The sequence below is a fragment of the Cohnella sp. 56 genome, assembly GCF_037963805.1.
In the GTDB taxonomy this organism is placed as follows: Bacteria; Bacillota; Bacilli; order Paenibacillales; family Paenibacillaceae; genus Cohnella.
Genome location: NZ_JAZDQE010000001.1, coordinates 377,363 through 400,452 on the forward strand (window position 1 = coordinate 377,363; position 23,090 = coordinate 400,452).

A 23,090-nucleotide genomic window follows, 5' to 3' on the forward strand; every position below is an offset into this window, starting at 1 on the left:
TATCATGCGAGGACGGAAAGAGGGATTCCTTTGCGACTGTTGACCGCATTTCGCCAGATGAACCTTTATATGAAGCTGCTGCTCGGGATCGTACTCGTGACGGCCGTCACGCTGACGGTCGCCTCGACGATTTTGTTTTTTTATTTTAACCGGATCGCCCTCGGCCAAGTATACCGCTCCGACCTCGACAGCCTCGAACAGACGAGCCGGGAGGTGCGGACGATGACCGAGAGCGCGCAGACGCTTACGTTTCAGATGTACCGCAATTCGACGATCACCCAGCTGCTCTATTACGGCGCGCCCAACGTTTACGACATGGTGGCCGCATTGAGCGAGATGAACAATTATATTGTGACGATGCCTTATATCGATTCGGTATATGCCTACAATCCGAATACCGCGAACGTCTATATCGCGGCTGCCCATGGACAGAACGGCCAATACGCCAAGAGCGAGCTGGCCGACAAAGATATATTGACGCTGCTGGAAAACTATACGGCCTACAAGCCTCTGGTTCCGATTCCCCGCTATGTGTGGACCGATGAGGCGCATTCGGAGCGCAAGGCGGTATACACCTATTTGTTCTACGATGCGATCAGCTCGCCCGACAACTCGCTCAATTCGGCGATCGTCGTCAACATCGATGCGGACTGGATTCACAAAGATATCGGCGGTACCGGCAGCAGCAAGATCGGACAGACGTTCATCATCGACAATACGGGCAAGCTGCAATTCGCGGACGACGACAGCGATGATAAGGATGCGGGCGAACTGGTCGATCGGATCGCAAGTCGTCCGGATGCAGGCTACTTTGTCGGCCGCTACGCGGGGGAACGGTCGCTCGTCTCCTACACGCAGGCCGATGACATGGACTGGCGCTACGTCCGTGTGAGCTCCTATGCCGCCCTCACGAGCAAGGTGGAGGATATGCGGCGAACGACGGTCCTCATCACGCTCGGAATTTTAGTATTCGGACTGCTGCTGTCATGGATCCAGACGCGCAGATTGTATGCGCCGATCGACAAGATGGCGAACCGGGTCAATATGCTGGAGGTCGACCGGCGCAACAATTTATTCTCGGTCCGGCAGACGTATCTGCGCAATCTCGTGCTCGGCCGCGAGCCAATTAATCCGAAGACGCTGCGCGAGCGGTTCGCCGCCATGGGCATCGGCTTCGATATCCAGGGGGAGTACCGGATCGCCCTGCTCGGGATCGACGGCTACCCGGCATTCGACGAAGCGCGGGGACCGGATGTGCATGTATACAAATATGCGATCATGAACATCGCGTCGGAGCTTGCGAATCAGGCTTATCAGGCAGAGACGATCGATCTCGAGGAAGGGCATGTTCTGCTGCTGCTCGGCATGTCCGGCGTATCGGCCGAGCAGCTGGACGAGACCTACATGCGTTCGATGCTCAAGCAGATTCAGAATGCGACCCGTGAGCATCTCGGACTCGGGCTGTCGATCGCCTACACGGCCTCCGACCGGCAGTTCCTGCACCTGGGCGCGCTGTACCGCCAGTCGGCCGAAGCGCTGAAGTACCGGTTCCACGCAGGCTTGGGCGCGATTCTGTATGCGCCCGACACCATCGTGCCGCCGGTCAAGGAATACCGGTATCCGGCGGACCGCGAGCGCAGGCTGTCCGAAGCCGTATTGGCCGGCAAGACGGACGAAGCGCGCGCGATCTGCGCCGAGCTGCTGGGCGAGACGCGGCACTATCCGATCCAGGCCGCCGAGGAATTGCTGGCGCGGCTCAAGGCGGCGTTCGCCCAGACGCTGACGATGCTCGAGCGCAATCACGGCATCGAGTTCGCGAACCATCCGGACAGGCATTGGCCGCCGACGTCCCGGATCGAGACACGCGCGGAAGCCGATGCCCTGATCGGAGAGCTGCTGTCGGAAGCCCAGATCAAGGTGGAAGGCAAACGCAAAAATCGCCAGGAGGACCTGATCGTCCAGATCAATGAGCTGATCAGCCGGCAGTACGGCAACCCCGATCTGTCGCTCAATTCGGTAGCCGAGCAGATGAACATCTCTCCGAGCTACGTAGGACGTCTGTACAAGCAGTACACGATGAAGACGATCGTCGACATGATTCAGAAGGTACGGCTCGAGCATGCCATGACGCTGCTCGGCGAGACGCATATGGCGATAGCCGAGATTGCGGAGCGGACGGGCTTCACCAATACGTCGTACTTCCACCGGATATTCAAAAAACATTACGGGCTCACGCCGACGGACTACCGCAAGAGCGAGGAGCGGAGCGGCGCCGAAGAGGCGGAGCGGCCGGAAGAAGCTTGAGGCGAGGACGATGAGCGCCGGATACCAACCCAATAATAAGCGGAGAAGCGATTCGGGGCCGGACCGAATCGCTTTTTTTTGTTATTCAGGAAGTCACCAAAGTACAAATACAGGTCACTGCCGCGGTGTGTGTGCCTGCTTCCGGCAGACTAGAATAAAGCCATGCTTACTTGAAGGGAGACTTTCCGAACGCCATGTCGATATCATCCTTTTTCAAAAAACTGAGAAAACACAAAGCGTTGCTGCTGATGTTGACGCCAGGTGTGCTCTACTTGCTGCTGAATAACTATCTTCCGATGTTCGGGATTGTGATTGCATTCAAAAATATGAATTACTCCAAAGGAATATGGGGCAGCGAATGGGCGGGACTTAAAAACTTCGAATTTCTGTTCTCGACTCAAGACGCTTACATCATTACCAGGAATACGATTTTGTACAATTTCTCATTTATCGTGATTAACCTGGTGCTCGCCGTGGCGCTCGCGGTGTTGCTGAACGAAATCCGGATTCGATTCCTGGCCAGGGCGTATCAGAGCTTGATTCTGCTGCCTTACTTGTTCTCGGCCGTTATTGTCAGCTATCTCGTGTACGCGTTCTTGAGTGCGGATTATGGGTTTATGAACAAAAAGATTTTGCCGATGCTCGGGCTGGACACTGTCAACTGGTATAACGAGCCCAAGGTATGGCCGTACATTCTGACGATCGTGAACACGTGGAAGGGCGTCGGGTACGGAAGCGTCGTCTATCTGGCTGCCATTGTGGGGCTGGACAAAGATTATTACGAAGCGGCCTACATCGACGGCGCGAACCGGTGGAAGCAATTTACCCGAATTACGATCCCTTTGATTACGCCCATCATTATTATCATGACGCTCCTGCAGGTTGGCAGAATATTCAACTCCGACTTCGGATTGTTTTATCAGGTGACGATGAACTCGGGAACGATTTTGCGGACGACGAATGTCATCGACACGTATGTCTATCGCGCGCTCATGAAATTGGGTGATATCGGGATGTCGTCCGCGGCGGGCTTGTTCCAGGCAGTGGTAGGCTTCGTGCTGGTACTTACCGTCAATTACATCGTTCGAAAAATCAGCAAAGAGAATGCTTTGTTCTGACAGGAGAGAGTGATTATGCAAAATTTAAATGCGGCAAAACCATTGCGTCCGGTGCCCGCCAAAAAGAGAAAGAAGATTTCATGGTTCCAAGCGGCGCTTCATGTCCTGTTTGCACTGGGTTCTCTCCTGGTCCTGCTGCCGCTGCTGCTCGTTATCCTGATTTCGTTTACCGACGAAAATTCGATCTACAGGAACGGCTACTCGTTAATTCCCCACAAGTTCAGCACAGCAGCCTATTCGTTCCTCTGGCAGGACAAAGCGACAATTTTTCACGCTTACGGCATTACGATTTTTGTCACGGTGGCGGGGGCGATTCTGGGTCTGCTGACGATGGCGCTATACGCTTATCCTTTGGCCAGACGCGACTTCCCCTGGAGGACGGGCTTCTCCTTCTTCGTTTTTATCACCATCCTTTTTGGCGGCGGTCTTGTTCCCTGGTATCTGGTCTATACGACCGTGATCAACATCAAGGAAAGCATCCTTGCGCTGATCCTGCCGGGATTGCTAATGAACGGGTTCAGCATTTTAATCATGCGCACGTTTTTTCAGGGGATATCGCCGGCCCTGATCGAGTCAGCCACTATCGACGGCGCGGGGGAGTTTCGGATCTGGTGGACCATCGTGATGCCGCTGTCGCTGCCCGTGCTGGCGACGATCGGATTGTTCAGCACGCTGGCTTATTGGAACGACTGGTTCAATTCCATGATTTTCGTATCTGATTCCTCGTTGTACAGCCTGCAGTACGTGATGCAAAAAACGCTTATGGACATTCAGTTCCTGGCGTCGCATGCCAATTCAAACGTGACCTCGAGCGTGCTGGCTACTGTACCGACAGAAACCGTGCGGATGGCAATGGCCATCATCGGCGTCGGACCGATCGTACTCGCTTACCCGTTTCTCCAGCGCTATCTGGTGCAGGGACTGACGATCGGAGCGGTCAAGGGCTGATTCGGCATCGTTAGAAGGCTGAGCTTACTATTGAAGGAGGGGATGCCGAGAGCTGGGCTAGTGACCGAAAACGAATTTGCGCTAAGGGTTTAAAGCAGTATCGATTCAATTATCCCAAAAAAATGGCGGAGGTCAAAAAATGAAAAAGAAACCTGTCAGCATGGCCTTGAGTTTGGCAACGGTGCTCGCGCTCAGTTTATCGGCTTGCGGAAATAGCGCGAACAACAATCAGAGCTCTCCATCTGCGAGCGCATCTCCTTCCTCCGAAGCTTCGGCATCATCCGGCACTGACGCATCTCCGAGTGCGTCGGAAAACGGCACGGACCCATCCAAGCTGGAGCCTTACAAGATTGTGATGGTGTATCCGGGCGGAGAGCCCAAAGATTTGAAGATGGTCCAGGATGCAATGAGCAAATATTTGACGGAAAAAATCAATGCTACAATTGAGCTGAAGCCGATCGATTGGGGCGCGTGGAACGACAAGACCAACCTGATGTTTACTTCGGGCGATAAATTCGACGTTATTTTTGCGGCCTCCTGGCTTCAATTCAACGCGAACGCCTCGAAGGGACAATACCTGCAGCTGGACGATCTGATCGAGAAGTTCGGTCAAGGCGCCAAGGATACACTGGGCAAGGATTGGCTGCAAGGCAGCCAAATTAATGGCCACAGCTTTGCCTTGCCTACACTGAAGGAGTTCGCCGGCTCCACCAGCATGCTCTTCCGCAAGGATCTGGTCGACAAATACAAAATTGACCTGAGCACGGTTAATTCGATGGACGATCTGACGCCGATCTTCAAGACCATCAAGGACAACGAGCCGGGCGTGACGCCGCTGGTTCAGACGAACGGCTTGAATCTGCCGGGCCTGGTAACCGGCTACTCGCTGGACTTCCTGGGCGACAGCTTGGGCGTGCTGGACCCGTCCAGCGGCGATCTGAAAGTAACCAATCTGTGGGAAAACGAAAAATATGTGGCCGCGGTCAAAAAAATGTACGAATGGAACAAGGCCGGCTATGTGAACAAGGATGCAGCCAATATCAATGACGATCAACTGTATAACATGATCAAAGCAGGCAAAGGCTTCTCGTTTGCAGTAACAGGCAAGCCGGGCAAAGATGCTGAAATGACCACGCAACTTGGTGTAAACTTGGTGCAGAAGGATATCGGCAAGCCGCAGACGACCACAAATGAAGCGACAGGCGCGATGCTGGCAATCTCCCGCACCTCTGCCGATCCGGAACGTGCGATGATGTTCCTGAACCTGCTGTACACGGACAAGACGCTCCTGAATATGCTTGACTTCGGCCTCGAGGGCACGCACTATGTGAAGAAGTCGGATACGATCATCGACTTCCCGGAAGGCATAACCTCACAGACGAGCGGCTACAACCCTGGCGCCGCCTGGATGTTCGGCAACCAGATGAATACCTATCTCTGGACGAATGAGGATCCGAATAAGTGGGAAAAGTTTAAAGAATTTAATGACAGTTCGGTTAAATCTCCTGCGCTTGGTTTTGTCTGGGATTCGACGAATGTGAAGAACGAAGTCGCAGCAGATACCAACGTCAGATCCGAATTTGAAGCGGCGCTTCAAACAGGCACGATCGATCCGGACAAGTATTTGCCGCAATTTGTCAAGAAAATGAAAGATGCGGGTCTCGACAAGATTATCGCCGAAAAACAAAAACAACTGGACGCCTGGGCTGCCAGCCGTTAACCTCTGGTTGGGTCTCGGAAAGCATGAATCGATACAGGTTCATGCTTTCCGTTATTTGTGTATATTGGAGCAATAGAAGGTGAAGGAGGCGGCCCGCCGTAGTGAAAAGAAAACCGGCATTCATCCTCGCAATGACGTTCGGATTGGCTTTCGCTTTGGCGGGCTGCAATCCTTGGAGCGGCAGCACAGCCCACCGGCCGGCGGAACAGAGCAAGTACAAGCTGATCATGTATTATCCGGGCACGACGCCCAAGGATCTGGCGCTCGTGCAGGACGCGATCAACAAACGGCTGACCGAGAAAATAAACGCTGCGATCGAGCTGAAGCCGATCGACTGGGGCGCCTACAACGACAAGACCAATCTCATGTTTACCTCCAACGAGAAGTTCGATCTGATGTTCACGGCCGCATATTTGAATTTCAACGCCAATGTAGCCAAGGGACAGTTCGTGCAGTTGGACGCTCTGCTCGAAAAATACGGTCAGGGAATCATAAAGACGCTCGGGTCGAACTGGATTGCGGGCAGTCAGGTTAACGGACACAGCTACGGTGTGCCCACTTTGAAGGAGTTTGCAGGCGCAGCCGGATTGCTGTTCCGCAAAGATCTGGTGGACAAATACAGCATTGACCTGGATCGCATCCACGAGCTGGCCGATCTGACGCCGATCTTCCGGAAGATCAAGGAGAACGAGCCGGACGTGACGCCGCTTGTTCAATCCGAGGGACTCACCGTGCCGGGGCTTGTTGCCGGCTACACGATGGACCTTCTCGGCGACGGCCTGGGTGTCCTCGATCCTGCCGCGGGGAATCTGAAGGTCGTCAACTTGCTAGAGACCAGACCCTATACGGATGCTGTCAAGCAAATGCGCAATTGGTATCTGGAGGGGTTCATCAACGAAGACGCGGCGACGCTCAAGGACGATCAGCTTTACAATATCGTCAGAGCCGGTAAAGCGTTCGCGTTTGCAGTCACGACCAAGCCGGGCAAAGACGTGGAAATGAGCGCGCAGCTGGGCGTCGAGCTGGTCCAGCGGGATATCACGAGACCGCAGACGACGACGGGGGAAGCAACCGGCGCGATGCTGGCCATCTCGCGGACAAGTGCGGATCCAGAGCGGGCCATGATGTTTCTCGATTTGCTTTATACCGACAAGCAGTTGATCAATTTGCTCGATTTTGGCATAGAGGGCAGACACTATATCAAAGACTCGAACGGTATGCTCTCCTATCCGGAAGGCGTCGACTCGCAGAACAGTACGTATAGTCCAGGGACGGCCTGGATGTTCGGCAACCAAATGAATGCGTATCTCTGGCGCAATGAAGACCGGGACAAGTGGGCAAAGTTCAAGGCGTTCAACGACAGCTCCGTCAAATCGCCGGCGCTTGGCTTTATGTGGGACCCGACAAAAGTCAAAAATGAAGTGTCGGCCGCATTTAGCGTACAAAAGGAATTTGACGGCGCGATCCGGACAGGCACGGTCGATCCCGACAAATACATCCCGATGTATATCGAGAAGCTGAAGGCTGCCGGACTTGGCAGAATTATCGCCGAGAAGCAGAAGCAGCTCGATGCATGGGCGCAGTCCGTCCGAGCGCCTCTGAATCCGTAAGCAGACGCAGCAAACCGAAAGGGGAACTTCGCGTGACGTTGCGTCGAAAAGTAATTGTTGCGTTCGGACTGCTCACTGTTCCGCTCGTTTGTTTTTTATTATATACGAATTATTACTCGAGCCAGGTCGTCCGCGAGCAGGTGGCCGGCTATAATGCCGGCTTGTTGACATTATACGGAGACCAGATCGACCAGACACTGGAGACCGGCGGCAGCTATTTGTACCGCCTGGCGAACCAGGAATCGGACATTCGCTCACTCGTATACAATCTCGGCGATCGGGATGCGTATGCGCTGACCCGTGTGGCCGTGTCGAGGGGACTATACTCGGATTTCTCGTATAACAAAGGGCTCTACCTGGACTTCGTGTATATTCCGAACAACCGTGATTTAATTGTGGCTCAGCCCAAACAGGAATCATACGAGGAAGCTTCCGTCATCTCCAATTATTTGAGGGACCTGTTCGAGAGCGGCGCGGGAGAAGGGCACCGAAAATTCGAAAGCCTCTGGGAAAATTGCCGTATTGGCGACAAGCATTATTTGTTGCGGATCGTCCGTACCGATACGAACACGTATGTCGGCGCCTTGATCAGACTGGACGATCTGATGTCGCCACTGCAGCTGATCGCCCGCGACCGCAGCGTTCGTGCCTACTTTCTCGATCGTTCCGGTGAATGGCTGATACCCGGACCGCCGGAGGATGCGGCGTCCGAGGGCAGCAGCGCGGTCGCCGGAGACGACGGGCAAGCCTACCGGACCATTCGCGGTGCGGAGAAATATCTGATGGTCGATCATTCGCTGCAAATGTCCAATCTGGTGCTGGCCGTATTGATTCCGGAGAAGGTCATGCTGCAGCAGGTCCCGCTGTTCCAGCGTATCGGCTATGTCATTCCGTTTGCAGCCGGCATGCTGCTGTTGATTTTCCTCGCGTATTTGCAGAAGCTTGTGATCGAGCCGATGCATCGGCTCGTCAAGGGGATGCGGCAGATCGGCAAAGGCCACCTCGATACCCGGCTTGTCGCCAGCCGTTCCGTTGAATTCGCGCTGATCGGCGACACGTTCAACCGGATGGCTTCGGAGATTCAGGACCTTAAGATCCATGTCTATGAAGAAGAGATCCGTTCCCAGCGGGCAGAGCTGAAGCAGCTGCAGCTGCAAATGAATCCGCATTTTCTGTTCAACTCGCTTAACGTCATCTACAATCTTGCCGAGACGGGCAAGGTGCAGCTTATCAAGCAAATGGCCCGCCATATGGTTGGATATTTGCGCTTCTTCGCCCGCCTCAAAGAGCATCTGATTACGGTCGGCGAGGAAATGGAAAATGTCGGTCATTACATGAATATCCAGAAGCTGCGTTTTCCGAAGCATCTGGAATACGAATGGGTTCTGGAAGCGGCAGCCTCCAAAGCCCTGCTGCCGCCGCTGACCGTGCAGCCCTTCGTCGAGAATGCGCTCAAGCACGGCTTCTCGACGGGGAGGGAGATGTTTCGTGTCTCCGTGAAGATCGGGGTGCTGGATCGAGGCGATAAGCGGTTTTGCGAGCTGATTATCGAGGATAACGGCAAAGGCTTTCCTCCGGCACTGATGGAGCGATTGGAGGAGACGTTGGCCGATCCTTCCTTTACCAAGGCGCACATCGGCATATGGAACGCATACAACCATCTGAAGATGCGGTATCGGGGAGAAGCCGAGCTTCGCCTGGAGCAGGCTGAGCCGAAAGGCGCGCGAGTCGTCATCGTCATCCCGTACCGCACGGATGCGCAGGAAGGAGACTAGGACCAGGATGCTGAAATTGTTGATCGTCGATGACGAGGTGTATGCGGTCGAGGGACTGAGGTCGGGCGTGCCGTGGTCTTCGCTCGGGTTCGGAGACGTATTCGAAGCCTACAATATTCAGGATGCGGAAGATATCCTGCGCCGCAATATCGTCGATCTCGTCATCTGCGATATCGAGATGCCGGGTGGAGACGGGTTTGAGCTTCTGGAGTGGATTCGCGAATATCAGCCCGATCTCATTACATTGTTCCTCACCTGCCACGCCGACTTCCACTATGCCCAGCGCGCCATTCAGCTAGGGTGCCAGGATTATTTGCTGAAGCCGGTAGACTTCGAGGAAGTGTCGGCCAAGGTGCGCAAAATCGCGGCTATGATCGCGGCGGAACGGGAGTGGAAGAGCGCGCAGGAAAAGGCGGAAGCCTTCTGGGAGCGCAAAAAGCCGCTGCTGGTCGAGCGGTTCTGGCAGGATGTGCTCTCGTCGCGAATCTCGCCGACGGCCGGACCGCTCGACGCAGCTCTGCGGGAGTACGCAGTACCGTTCGACCGGAAGACGATGGAGGTATGGCCGATCCTGATCAGCGTCGAGCAATGGACACAGCCATTGAGCGAGCGGGACGAGGAACTGATGGAGTATGCGGTGCGCAAGGTGGCCGAAGAGATCGTGCTTGATGACGGCTTGGGCTGCACCGTGCAGGATGGCAGCAATGCCAATGCCATTTTTATTTATAGCCGCAAGAACGGCAAAATGAACATAGATACGCTTGCGTCGCGTTGCGAGAACTTTATTATGTACTGCCGGAATCACTTCTATTGCAAGGTATCCTGTTATATTGGCGAGTCCGTACCGCTTGAGCGACTGAAGCCGGTCTACGAGGCTTTGCTGAAGATGGAATATGACAATATAAGCAAGTCGCACGCGGTCCATCTGTACAAGCCGGGCGCGCAATCGCCGGAGCAACTGAACGCGGTAGACTTGTCCGATTGGCCGGCGCTGATCGAGCAGGGCGAGAAAGACACGCTGCGGTCGCGTATTCACCGTTCCCTGTCCGAACTCAAATACGAAGGCGGCCGCGCCGACACACTGACGATCTATTATCATTCCGTGCTTCAGACGATCTACGCGGTCCTGCACAAGCGGGGCAAAACCGTACAGGAGGTTTTCGCCGGTGCGCTGCCGCTTGTACAGTCCTCCTCTCCCAAGTCGATCTCGCAAATGGAGGAATGGGCGTATCGGGTGACAGACATAACAATCCGTTATGTTCAGGGCGAAGAAGACACCATCGTGCGCAAGGTGAAGCTCTACATCCAGAGCCATCTGGACGATCGGATCGAACGCGCCGAGCTTGCCGAGCTTGTACGTCTCAATCCCGCATACCTCTCACGGCTATTCAAGAAGGAGACGGGCGAATCGCTCACAGATTACATTCAAGCCGAGAAGATGAAGCTCAGCAGGGAGCTGCTGCGCGGCAGCGTCAAGCCGATCAGCGAGATCGCGCTGATCGCGGGCTACGGCAACCTGTCCTATTTCTCCAAGGCGTTCAAGAAGCAATTCGGCGTAAGCCCGATGGCTTACCGGAAAAACCGCACTTAAGACGACATATGAAGAACAAATGACGCAAACAGAAGGGGGAAGGCTCTCATGCCTGACAGGCAGGATGGACCGGAAGAACAAGACAGACGAATGGGGCAAGGAGGGCAGACGAGATCGGACGAGGCGGACAAGCGGGATAGGCAGGGAGAGGCCTGGATCGAGGAGCTGCTGCGGCAGCTCACCCCCGAAGAGAAGGTCGGGATGATTCACGGGGCAGCCCTGTTCCGCACGGCGGGCGTGGAGCGACTCGGCATCCCGCCGCTGCGAATGTCGGACGGACCGATGGGCGTGCGCCGCGAGTACGCGGACGACGCCTGGATCAATATCGGCACGTCGGACGATTATGTTACTTATTTCCCGTCCAATAGCGCCATCGCCGCCACATGGAACCGGGAGCTGGCATACAGGTCCGGTCAGGCACTGGGCGCCGAGGCGCGCGGGCGCGGCAAGGATATCATCCTTGCGCCTGGCATTAATATCAAGCGCAGCCCGCTGTGCGGGCGGAACTTCGAATATATGAGCGAAGACCCGAGACTGATAGAAGAGCTGGTCGTGCCGATGATCGCGGGTATTCAGGAGAACGATGTCGCCGCTTGTGTCAAGCACTTCGCGGCAAATAACCAGGAGACGGAGCGGTACTGGGTCGATACGATCGTCAACGAGCGGGCGCTGCGGGAGATCTATTACCCGGGCTTTAAGGCAGCGGTTCAAGTAGCGAATACGCTCACGGTGATGAGCGCCTATAACAAGTTGAACGGCGAGTTCTGCAGCCATCATCGGTACTTGCTCGGCGACCTGCTGCGCGGCGAGTGGGGCTTCGACGGCGTCGTCGTCAGCGATTGGGATGCCGTCCACGATACAAGGGCCGCTGCCGAGGCGCCGCTGGATATCGAGATGGGCACGAATACGCAATTTGACCGCTACAATCTGGCGGAGCCGCTGCTGGAGGCAATGAGGAGCGGAGAGATCGATATCCTGCATGTCGATGCCAAGGTTCGCAATATTTTAAGGCTGATGCGGCGGCTCCATATGATCGGGCCGGCGCACTCCTCCCGCCGGGCCGGCACGTATGCCGTCCCCGCGCATCGCGATGCTGCGCTTGAGACCGCCAGGGAATCCATCGTCCTGTTGAAAAACGAAAGCGAACGGCTGCCACTGCGAAGGGAAAAGCTTCATCGGCTCCTCGTCGTCGGCCGCAACGCCGACATGCTGCACGCAGGGGGCGGCGGAAGCGCGGAGATCAAAGCGTTGTATGAAATCTCGCCGCTGCTCGGACTGAAGGCGAAGCTCGGCGGCAACACGGAAATCCGTTGCGTGCCGGGCTATGCTATTCCGGAGCGGGCCGGCCAAGAGGATGATGGAGATCCGGCGCGCGCCGCCGAGCGTGCCGTTGCCGTCGAGGCGAGTGCCGGGCGGAGTGCCGGACTGCTGGCAGAGGCAGTGGCCTTGGCGAAGGAATATGACGAAGTCATTTTCATCGGTGGCTTGAATCATGATTATGACGTCGAATCTGCGGACCGGGAAGATATGAAGCTGCCATATGGGCAGGACGAGTTGATCGAGGCGTTGCTGGAGGCGAATGCGGACACCGTGATCGTACTCATAGGCGGCTCGCCTGTGGAGATGCACCGCTGGTCGGATCGTGCCAGGGCGATCATATGGGGCTGGTATGCCGGTCTCGAAGGCGGTACGGCGCTCGCAGAGGCGCTGCTCGGTGATGTCAATCCGTCGGGACGGCTGCCGGAGACGTTCCCCCGCGTCCTGGACGATAGTCCGGCGCACCGGCTGGGGGACTTCGGGGGCAGAGAGCGTGTCACCTACAATGAAGGCGTGTTCGTCGGCTACCGCTATTTCGATACATTTGCCGTCGAGCCGGCTTTTTGCTTTGGACATGGTCTTTCCTATACGTCGTATGCCTATATCGACGCGCACATCGATATTCATGACGATGGCACCGGTGAGGAGCTGAAGGCAGAGATCGCCGTGACAGTTCGCAATATCGGTGCCATGGCGGGGGCGGAGACGGTTCAAGTATATGTGGCTCCCACCGGGGCCGGCGTGGAGCGTCCCTTGCAGGAGCTAAAGATGTTTGAGAAGGTGCGCCTGATGCCAGGCGAAGAAAAGGTCGTCATCATGAAGCTAAGCAAAGATGCGTTCGGATATTACGACGAGGAAGCACGGGCGTTCGTCGCGGAGGCCGGCGAGTTCGAGATTCGGATCGGCAGCTCTTCGCGCGACATCAGGCTAATTCGAAAAATTTCCCTGCAGCGCACCTACCGCTATTAACGAATCATAGGCAGCCGTTGTTGTCTGACGTCGTCCCGCAAGGCGAGACTGCATTCGCCGCCGGAGGACGTCAGGCACTGGCGGAGAGAGTCACCAGAATACAAAATAAAGTCATCTGCGCGGTGTGTACGAAGATTTGACATGCGATATTCTGTAAGCGGTTGCAAATAGAAAATAAGGAGGAAAATTATTTGAAGAGAACAAGCTGGATCAAAAAAAGCTTCTCCCTGCTGCTGACGGCTGCGATCGCACTGTCGGCAGATTTATACGGGGGGAGTGCGATGAAGGCTCATGCTGCCGACAGCAATGTATTATCGGGGCTCATCGGCAGCGGCGTGGTCGCTTCGTCCGCGGACTACAACGGTTTTGCGCCGTATACGTTCGCCGAATCCGGGTACAGCGGCCAGGCGCTGACAGACGGCAACACGACGGCGACCGTGCCGATCGTCAATTTGTTCAGTGCTTGGCAGCAGCCGGTGAAGTCGGGCGTGCTGTACGATCTCGGCGGGCGCTACAGCCTGTCGAGCGTGGCCGTATACGCGGACAGCAGCACGGTGACGGGCGTCAACGTATACATCGGCGACCATGCCGGCAATCTGGCAACGGCGGCGAATCTCGCCGGGACGCTTGCGGCCGGTCAACTGAACGCTCCGTTCGCGATTGCGCCGAAGTCCGGCCGCTATGTCTTGTTCATGCTGACGGATATCGCGAGCACGAACATCGCCAAGGTGGCGGAGTTCCGGGCGTTCGGCAGCGCGAATACAGGGACTGCCACCGCCGGACCTGACAATGTGGCACGCGGCATCAAGCCGAATGTTATCAAGGTGACGGGCACCAACGGCGATCTGTCCCAGTTGACGGATGTGAGCGTCAACGAGTCGGACAAGGCGGCGCTCACTGACGGTCGCGCCTCGACGGCGCCGGGGTCCAACGCCTGGCAGTGGGACGGGAAAATATGGACGGGCACGAATGGCCTCACCTATGTGCTCGGCTTCAATCTGAACGCTCACGACGCCCTCTCCCGCTTCACGTTCAGTACACCTGCCGGCACCTCTCCGGCGAGCTGGAGCGTCTACTTGAGCGACGACCCGGCGCAGCTGCTCTCCGGGACACCTGCTTGCACGACGCCAGTCGGAGGCAACGAGACATTCAACTATAGCTGCAGTCTCGCCTCCTCGCAGACGGCGCAGTACGTCACGTTTGTCGTCAAGTCGTTGACGAGCCAGGATACGATTTTCCCGAGTGAGATCGAGATCTACGGCAGCGCCAGCGCGGTGTGGGGCGTGTCGGATGGAAAGTCGTACAAGACGAATGTTACGCCGATGTTCGGCGGCGCGACGGCTACGCTGAGCCGCAATAACGGCGCAGCGACGGCATTCGCCAGCGGCACGACGTTGTCGAACGAGGGCAGCTACAAGCTGACCGTGACCGAGAACGGCACGGGCAAGGTGACCGTCGTGAACTTTGCGATCGACAAGACGGCGCCCGTCGTGTCGGGCGTCGCGAACGGGGGAACCTATACGACAGCGGTCGCGCCGACATACAGCGATACATCGGCAGTCAGCGGAGAGCTGATCGCGGATACGAATCTGCCGACGTCCTATGCGCGAGCCTATGCCAGCGGTACGACGATCGCGGCCAGCGGCAGCTACCGGCTGACGGCGACCGATGCTGCGGGCAACGCGACGGTCGTGAATTTTACAATCAATAATCCGAATGGCGGCGCGGCCGCATTGCCGTATTATCGCGGCGTCAATCTGCCGACCGCCGGCTTCGCCGGTTGGGTGCTGCCCGGCGTGGAGGGAAGCGATTACGAATGGGATAAGGAAGCGGATTTTCAGTACTTCACCGGCAAGGGATTCAACATCATACGGGTGGCGCCGTTGTGGGAGCGTCTGCAGCCGACGCTCCGCGGACCGCTCGACCAGAATTATTTGAACGGTCTCATCCGCAATATCGCTTGGGCCAAAAAATACAATGCCAGAGTTATCATCGACATTCATAACTACGGGCGGTTCCACGGCAACATTATTGGAGAACCGGGCAGCGGCGTCACCAATGCCGACTTCAACGATCTGTGGGTCAAAATTTCCAATGTGTTCAAGAACGATCCGGGCGTCTACGCCTACGATCTGATGAACGAACCGCACGATATGGGCGGTGCGAACTGGAAGGCGACATCCCAGGCGGCACTGACAGCCATTCGCAACAACGGCGATCATCACACGATTATGATCGCAGGCGACAACTGGCAGGGCGCAGGCGAATGGACGACCTACAACCCGACGCCATGGATTACCGATCCGGACAACAATTATATTTACGAGGCGCATGAATACTTCGACTGGAACAGTAGCGGCGTCTATGAAAAGTCCTATGACGAGGAGCTTGCGCTCAATCCGAATCTTGCCCAGATCGGCGCGCAGCGTCTCAAGGTGTTCGGCGACTGGTGTGTGCAATACGGCGCCAAGTGCTATATCGGCGAGTACGGCGCGCCGAAGACCGACGGACGCTGGCTTACCGTTCTCGACAACTTCATGAAGGCGCTCGACCAGTACAGCATGGACGGCACGTACTGGGCCGGCGGCGGCAGATGGGGCAGCTATCCGCTGGCGATCCAGCCCGGCGGCAACTACAACATCGACGCGCCGCAGATGAGTGTGCTCGTCAACCATATATCTCCCTCGACCGCCATTGGCGGCGTTGTGAACGGGGCGTTCTACAAGACGAACGTGACGCCGACATTCACAGGCGGCACCGCCACACTTGCGAGGAACGGAGGCACGCCGGCCGCTTACAGCACTGGCACGCAGATTACACAGGAGGGCAGCTACGTGCTGAAGCTGACGAGCGCGCAGGGACAGGTCGTCACTGTCAGCTTTGTCATCGACAAGACTGCGCCCGCCATCAGCGGCGTATCGAACGGCACGACGTATACCGCCGCCGTGACGCCGACATTCACTGACGCAACTGCTACAACCGCGACGCTTGCTAAGGACGGCGGCGCGGCGGCAGCTTATGTGAGCGGCTCCTCGATTGCCGTCTCCGGCAGTTATGTGCTTACGGTCAAGGATGCTGCCGGCAACGTATCTACAGTCGCATTCGTTCTGAATCTATCGAGCGTACCGGGCAACAGTGTCAACGTGCTGAATGGGCTGATCGGTTCCGGCGTAGTCGGCTCCTCGGCGGACTATCGCAATTTCGGACTTTATGCGTTTACGGACTCGCAATATAGCGGACAGGCACTGACGGACGGCAGCACGACGGCAGCCGTACCGATCGCCAATCAGTTCAGCGGATGGTCCCAGCCGAATATTAAATCGGGCGTGCTGTACGACCTCGGCGCCAGGTACGATCTGTCGAGCGTGGCCGTATATGCGGCAGGCTCAACGGTGACAGGCGTCGACGTATACGTTAGCGATCATGAAGGAGACCTGGCCGTGACGGCCAACCTGGCTGGTTCGCTGACTGCGGGCCAGTTGAATGCGGCGGCGAACATCTCGCCGAAGACGGGGCGTTATGTGCTGTTCATGTTCAGCGGGACGGCGAACGGCACGGCCAGCGTGACCGAGCTGAAGGCGTTCGGCACGGCGAATACGGCAACTGCGTCTGTCGGGCCGGACAACAAAGCCCGCGGCATCAAGCCAAGCTTCGTCAAGGTGACCGGCACCAACGGCAGCCTGTCCCAGCTGACCGATCTGTCCGTAGCCGATTCGATCAAGACGGCGATGACCGACGGTCTCGCTACAACGGCGCCGGGCTCGAACGCCTGGCAGTGGGACGGCAAGGTGTGGACCGGCACGAACGGCCTGACCTATGTGATCGGCTTTAATCTGGGTCAGGCATACAATGTCAGCCGGTTCACATTCAGTACGCCTCCCGGGACCGAGCCTGCCAACTGGAGCGTATACCTCAGCAACGATCCCGCGAATCTGCTGGGCGGCTCGCCCGCTTGCAGCACGCCGACCGGCACGTCGCAGACATACAACTACAGCTGCAGTCTGCCTGCGGCTCAATCGGCACAGTATGTGACGTTTGTCGTCAAGGCCCAGAGCAATCAGGACGCGATCTTCCCGTCCGAGATACAAGTTTTCGGCCAGTAAGCCGATCGGCAGCAGGTTTGACAGAGAACGTCCGGAGACGGCGTTCTCTTTTTTTACGCCAATATGTCACCAAAGCACAAAAGGAAGTCACGCGTGCGGTGTGTGGTTGCGCTTTCAGGCCGGTATGATGAAGACGATGACGACTACAGGGGAGGAAAAACATGAAGACGGGGATTTATCGGAAAATATCGGCGGTCATATTGGCATGCACGCTGGTCGTGACCAATGCGATGTTCGCCGGACAAGCCAGCGCAGATGCGCCGGCGTCGAATGTGCTGGAGGGACGCACGTCCGGCACGGTGGTCGCGTCATCTGCGGATTATAACGGATTTGGGCCGTATACAATCGAAGAAGGGGGCTACGGCAGCCAGGCGTTGACCGACGGCGACCGAACTGCGACCGTACCGGTGCTGAACGGCTTCGCCGCCTGGTGGGGCCAGCCGGCTGTGAAGACAGGTCAGCTCTACGATCTTGGGGGGCGCTACGACCTGACTGATATTGCGGCCTATGTGGATGCCGGCACGGTGACCGGCGTGCGTGTGTACGTAGGGGATCACGCGGGTGACCTGGCTTCGCCGAGCCATCTGGCGGCAACGTTGGCGCTGACGGATCTGAACAAGACTGTCGCTATCGCGCCGACAGCAGGACGATATGTTCTGTTCATGTTCACCGAAGTCGCGGACAACGGAACCGCCAAGGTCGCCGAGCTTGAAGCCTATGGCAGCGCTGCAGCCGGAGCCGGGGCGATCGGCCCGGACAATGTAGCCTTGGGCTTAAAAGCGGATCTGGTCAAGATTACGAACACCGACGGGGATTTGGCCAACCTGCAGGACTTCAGCTACACGATCGGCGATTCGATCAAGACGGCGCTGACAGATGGCCGTACGTCCAATACGCCGGGCTCCAAGGACTGGCAGTGGGACGGGAAGCTGTGGAGCGGCAAGAACGGGCTGTCCTATGTGATCGGCTACGATCTGGGCGAACCGACTGCCCTGTCGCGGTTTGCGATGACGACGATCGTGGGCCAGCAGGCGGACAGCTGGCGCGTGTACGTGAGCGATACGCCCGATCATCGCTTCGACAGCGCGGCAGTCTGCAGCACGTCGGGCGGCATGTCCGCGACGAGCTTCAACGCGGGCTGCAGCCTGGCGGAGCAGAAGGTTGGCCGGTATGTCACCTTCGTGGTGAAGGCAGGCGGCAGTCAGGACACGTTCTTCCCGGCCGAGATGGAGATTTACGGCTCCAAGAGTGCGGTGCTGGGCGTGACGGACGGCGCCACTTATACGGCAGCCGTAACGCCGGAACTGCTGAATGTAACGGCGACGCTTGCCAAGGACGGAGGCGAAGCGAACGCCTACGCCGCGGATACCCCGATCAGCGACAGCGGCAGCTACACGCTGGTGGCGACGGATGATGCGGGGCGTGTGCAGCAGGTGCGCTTTACGGTAGATCTGCCGGCACCGGGAAGCGTCAATGTGCTGAGCGGCAAGGTAGGCACCGGCGTTGCCGTCTCCGACAAAAATTACAGCAGCTTTGCGCCGTTTGTGTTCGCAAGCGATTCAAATAGCGACACTAAATATAGCGGTTATGCGTTCACCGATGGCGTGCTGGACAAGGCGATACCGATATTCAACGAGTTCAGCCGATGGTGGCACCAGCCGGATGTCAAGTCGGGCCTGCTCTACGATCTGGGAGCGAGCTTCGATCTCTCCAGGGTGTCCGTCTACGCGGATGGCAGCTTGCTCAAGGGCGTGCAAGTATACATCGGCCAGCACGAAGGCGATCTGGCGACTTCGGCCAATCTGGCGGCTAATATTGCGGCCGATCAACTGAATGGGAAGCTGGACATAACGCCCCGAACAGGCCGCTATGTGCTGTTCCTGTTCGCGAATGTCGCGAGCGCATCCGACTATGTCGCCAAAGTAGCGGAGGTGCAGGCGTTCGGCGAGTCAAGCGCAACCGCTGCCGGGAGCGGGTATGATAACATCGCGCTCGGTCGCAAGCCGTACAAGATCGAGTTTACGGGGACGGACGGCAATCTGTCGACGCTGACGGACTCGCAGGCGAGCGATGCGGTTCGGGCGACCATGACCGACGGCCTGGTGTCCGCGGTGCCCGGCTCCGACGCCTGGCAATGGGATGTCGGCAAGGTATGGTCCGGCAAGATGGGGGCCAAGTATGTCGTCCGATTCGCGTTGGACCGTCATTATGCCGTCTCCCGATTTACATTCAGCACACCGGCCGGACAATCGCCCGAGAGCTGGTCGGTTTACTTGAGCGACGACAGCAGTTCGATTGAAGGTGCGCCTGCCTGCACAAGTCTGAGCGGCACGGAGCTGACGTTTAACTACGTCTGCAGCCTCCCGGTCGCGCGTACAGCCAAGTATGTTACCTTTGTGCTCAAAGCGGTGACGAAGATGGACGCGCTGTGGATGAACGAATTCCAAATCTTCGGCGCTCCGAGCGATGTGTGGGGCGTGGCGGACGGCACGGCGTACAACGCAAGCGTAACGCCGAAGTTCGACGAGGCGACAACGACGGCGACGCTGCAGAAGGGCGACGGCGGTGCCGACTCATTTACGAGCGGCACGCAGATCGCGGCAGACGGCAGCTACCGGCTGGTCGCTACGAATTCAAGTACGAACGTGACGACAACCGTGAACTTCACGATCGACAAGTCCGCTCCGGCGATCGAGGGGATAACCGACGGCGGCCATTACGACAGCAGCGTGATGCCGATTATCAGCGATACGTCGGCGGTAACGGCGACGCTGCTGGTCGACGCGAATCTGCGGACGGCATATCCGGTGGCCTTCGTCAGCGGCACGGAGATTATCGCGAACGGTCATTACGTACTGACGGCCAAGGATGTTGCCGGCAATACGACGACGGTGAACTTCACGATCGATAACCCGCAGGCGAGCGTGAACGAATTCAAGCCCCCTTATTTCCGTGGTGTCAATCTCCCGACGGCAGGCTTCGCGGCCGGCAATCTTCCGGGCGTTGAGGGCCAGGATTACGACTGGGACAAGGAGAGCGACTACGCTTATTTCTCGGCCAAGGGATTCGATATTTACCGGGTCGCGCTCGTCTGGGAGCGGCTGCAGCCGACGCTGCGGGGTCCGCTTGCGGACAATTATTTGCAAGGCTTGCTTAACGGCATTATCTGGGCCAAGCAGCATAACGCCAAAGTCATCCTCGACATTCATAACTACGGCCGTTACGGCGGCGGCAAAATTATAAGCAATCCGGGCAGCGGCGTCACCAACGAGGACTTCAACGACCTGTGGGTGAAGCTGTCGAATATATTCAAGGACGATCCCGGCATTTACGCATACGATTTGATGAACGAGCCACACGATATGGAAAATGCCGACTGGCATGCGACTTCGCAAGCTGCTCTGACCGCTATTCGGAACAATGGAGATAACAAGCTGATAATGGTGCCGGGCAACCATTGGGAGAGCGCGGGCGAGTGGACGAAGTACAACCCGGTGCCGTGGATTACCGATCCGGCCAACAACTTCATCTACGAGGCGCATGAATATTTCGACAGCGACAGCAGTGGCGTCTACGCCAAGAGCTACGACGACGAGCTTGCGGCCAATCCGAATCTGGCGATGATCGGGGCCGAACGGCTGAGCGTATTCGGCGAGTGGACGAAGAAGTACAAGGTCAAAGGCTTTATCGGCGAATATGGCGTGCCGAATAACGATCCGCGCTGGCTGGACGTACTCGACAACTTCATGAAAAAGCTCGATTATTACGGCATGGACGGCACGTATTGGGCGGGCGGCGACCGCTGGGGCACGTATTCGCTGGCGATCCAGCCGAGCGACAACTATACGAAGGATGCCGTTCAGATGAGCGTGCTGACGAACTATCTGACGCCTACTGTGTCGGGTATTGTTAACGGCGGCGCGTATCGGACCAGCGTCACGCCTGTAATAAAAGAAGGCACGGCTACGCTATCGAAGGATGGCGGGGCGGCTGCCGCTTATGCGAGCCGCACGCCGATCTCGGCAGAAGGCCATTATTCGCTGGCCGTGACGGACACCAGGAACAAGACGACGACCTACGCGTTTACGATCGACAAGGTGGCGCCGACGGTTGAAGGGGTGGCGGACGGCGGGACGTATTCGGTCATCGTGACGCCGACGTTCGGCGACAACGAGCCGGGCGCGACAGCCGTCCTGGCGAAGAACGGCGCAACCTCGACCGCGTTTGCGAGCGGCACGCCGATCTCGACCATCGGTCTCTATGTGCTGACCGTTACGGATGCGGCAGGCAATGAGACTGTCGTACAATTTACCATCGGCGCGGCTGCGCAAACGGACGCTGCCATACCGGATGCGCATGGCGTGTACACGACGCGCATTCCGGATAATATCACCTCGATCCCGACGGACAGCATCTATGGCATCGTCCTCGGCTCGGCGACGGTCCGGCTGCCGGTATCGATGCTGCTCGCTTTCGGCGATCTGAAGAACGCTGCGTTCTCGCAAGCGCCTGTCGATGCGGGCACCCGCCAATCGATCGAAGCGGGCAAGCCTGCCAACGCTCTCGTGCTTCAGGCGATCGATCTGAAATTCATGATTGGCGACACGGCTGTCCACAATCTGGGATCTCCGGTGAGCGTGACGATTCGCCTGTCGGATAGCGATCTGGCCAAGCTGAAGAGCGGAGGCACGCCCAAGCTTTATTACTTCGATCCGGCGACGCAGGATTTCATCAACATGAATGGTGTGTTTGATCTCGCAGCCGGCACGGTCACCTTTGAGACGAATCACTTCAGCACCTTCGTGATCACGCTTGCCAATGCGCCGACGAGTGGAGAGCCCTCCGGAGGCACGCCAAATCCGGCAGGAGGCTCTAATGGCACCGGCGGCAATGGCGGCAACAACGGCAATGGCACCGGCGGCAATGGAACATCCAACAATCCACCGGCGGACGGCAGCCCGACGTTCGGCGATCTCGCCGGATACGACTGGGCCAAGGATCAGATTGCCTTCCTGGCTTCGAAGGGGATCGTGAAGGGCACGTCGGAAGGCACATTCTCGCCGGGCAAGCGTGTCACGAGAGCGGACTTTGCCGTCATGCTTGTCAGAGCGCTTGGTCTGACAGCGGCGTATGACAGCTCGTTCTCAGATTTGAAGCCGACCGATTATTACTACGATGCTGTGAGCATCGCCAAGCAGCTGGGCATCCTCCAGGGAACTGGCGACGGCACTTTCCGGCCGAAGGCTGCCATCACGCGGCAGGATATGTTTGTCATCGCGGCTCGCGCGCTGAAGCTTGGCGAGTCGGAAGTCGTATCCGATTTGAGCGAGTTTACGGACAGCGCCGAGGTTAAAGCGTATGCGCGGGCAGACGTCGGACGGCTCGTTGCCGCCGGACTCGTCAAGGGCGCCGGGAACCGTATCAGACCGGGCGACAGCGCGACGAGAGCAGAGACGGCCGTTTTTATTTACAATATCATTAAGGCCACAGAATAGCGGCCAAGCACACTTAAACTGACCGAGCGGCCAATGCCGCTCGGTTTTATTGTACGATCGGCCGAACAGCCGAACTGCCGAACCGTCGATCGGTCGATCGGTCGAACCGCCGAACAGCCGATCGGTCGAACCGCCGAACC

At 57.4% G+C, this 23,090-nt stretch carries 10 protein-coding genes; all 10 read left to right on the forward strand.

Features of this window, described 5'->3' with window-relative positions; all coding sequences use genetic code 11:
• Window positions 1–30: 30 nt before the first annotated feature.
• The 10 genes from VQ071_RS01685 (at window position 31) to VQ071_RS01730 (ending at window position 22,950) form a co-directional block, all read left to right on the forward strand.
• Window positions 31–2,304, forward strand: a complete 2,274-nt coding sequence (locus tag VQ071_RS01685) for an AraC family transcriptional regulator (RefSeq protein WP_340512097.1) — start codon at window positions 31–33, stop codon at window positions 2,302–2,304.
• A 194-nt stretch (window positions 2,305–2,498) separates the two neighbouring features.
• Window positions 2,499–3,422, forward strand: a complete 924-nt coding sequence (locus tag VQ071_RS01690) for an ABC transporter permease subunit (protein WP_340512098.1) — start codon at window positions 2,499–2,501, stop codon at window positions 3,420–3,422.
• 15 nt (window positions 3,423–3,437) lie between these two features.
• On the forward strand, window positions 3,438–4,370 hold the full coding sequence (locus VQ071_RS01695; protein WP_340512099.1) for a carbohydrate ABC transporter permease: 933 nt from the start codon (window positions 3,438–3,440) through the stop codon (window positions 4,368–4,370).
• Between the two features lie 139 nt (window positions 4,371–4,509).
• Window positions 4,510–6,090, forward strand: a complete 1,581-nt coding sequence (locus tag VQ071_RS01700; RefSeq protein ID WP_340512100.1) for an ABC transporter substrate-binding protein — start codon at window positions 4,510–4,512, stop codon at window positions 6,088–6,090.
• 101 nt (window positions 6,091–6,191) lie between these two features.
• Window positions 6,192–7,700: an ABC transporter substrate-binding protein gene (locus VQ071_RS01705; protein WP_340512101.1), complete on the forward strand. Its 1,509-nt coding sequence runs from the start codon at window positions 6,192–6,194 to the stop codon at window positions 7,698–7,700.
• A gap of 32 nt (window positions 7,701–7,732) precedes the next feature.
• On the forward strand, window positions 7,733–9,475 hold the full coding sequence (locus tag VQ071_RS01710) for a sensor histidine kinase (protein ID WP_340512102.1): 1,743 nt from the start codon (window positions 7,733–7,735) through the stop codon (window positions 9,473–9,475).
• 7 nt (window positions 9,476–9,482) lie between these two features.
• Entirely contained in the window at window positions 9,483–11,066 is a 1,584-nt protein-coding gene (locus VQ071_RS01715) for a response regulator transcription factor (RefSeq protein WP_340512103.1), read from the forward strand.
• 48 nt (window positions 11,067–11,114) lie between these two features.
• The gene (locus VQ071_RS01720; RefSeq protein ID WP_340512104.1) at window positions 11,115–13,352 is read left to right on the forward strand and encodes a beta-glucosidase; all 2,238 of its coding nucleotides are present in this window, start codon (window positions 11,115–11,117) and stop codon (window positions 13,350–13,352) included.
• 191 nt (window positions 13,353–13,543) lie between these two features.
• Window positions 13,544–17,455, forward strand: a complete 3,912-nt coding sequence (locus VQ071_RS01725) for a glycoside hydrolase family 5 protein (protein ID WP_340512105.1) — start codon at window positions 13,544–13,546, stop codon at window positions 17,453–17,455.
• 161 nt (window positions 17,456–17,616) lie between these two features.
• Window positions 17,617–22,950: a cellulase family glycosylhydrolase gene (locus VQ071_RS01730; protein WP_340512106.1), complete on the forward strand. Its 5,334-nt coding sequence runs from the start codon at window positions 17,617–17,619 to the stop codon at window positions 22,948–22,950.
• The last annotated feature ends 140 nt before the right edge of the window (window positions 22,951–23,090 follow it).

What these genes read in the sequence shown, in the direction of transcription:
- VQ071_RS01720 (WP_340512104.1), top strand. Translation starts at nt 11,115, where the DNA reads ATGCCTGACAGGCAGGATGGACCGGAAGAACAAGACAGACGAATGGGG.
- VQ071_RS01700 (WP_340512100.1), top strand. Translation starts at nt 4,510, where the DNA reads ATGAAAAAGAAACCTGTCAGCATGGCCTTGAGTTTGGCAACGGTGCTC.
- VQ071_RS01730 (WP_340512106.1), top strand. Translation starts at nt 17,617, where the DNA reads ATGAAGACGGGGATTTATCGGAAAATATCGGCGGTCATATTGGCATGC.
- VQ071_RS01715 (WP_340512103.1), top strand. Translation starts at nt 9,483, where the DNA reads ATGCTGAAATTGTTGATCGTCGATGACGAGGTGTATGCGGTCGAGGGA.
- VQ071_RS01695 (WP_340512099.1), top strand. Translation starts at nt 3,438, where the DNA reads ATGCAAAATTTAAATGCGGCAAAACCATTGCGTCCGGTGCCCGCCAAA.
- VQ071_RS01690 (WP_340512098.1), top strand. Translation starts at nt 2,499, where the DNA reads ATGTCGATATCATCCTTTTTCAAAAAACTGAGAAAACACAAAGCGTTG.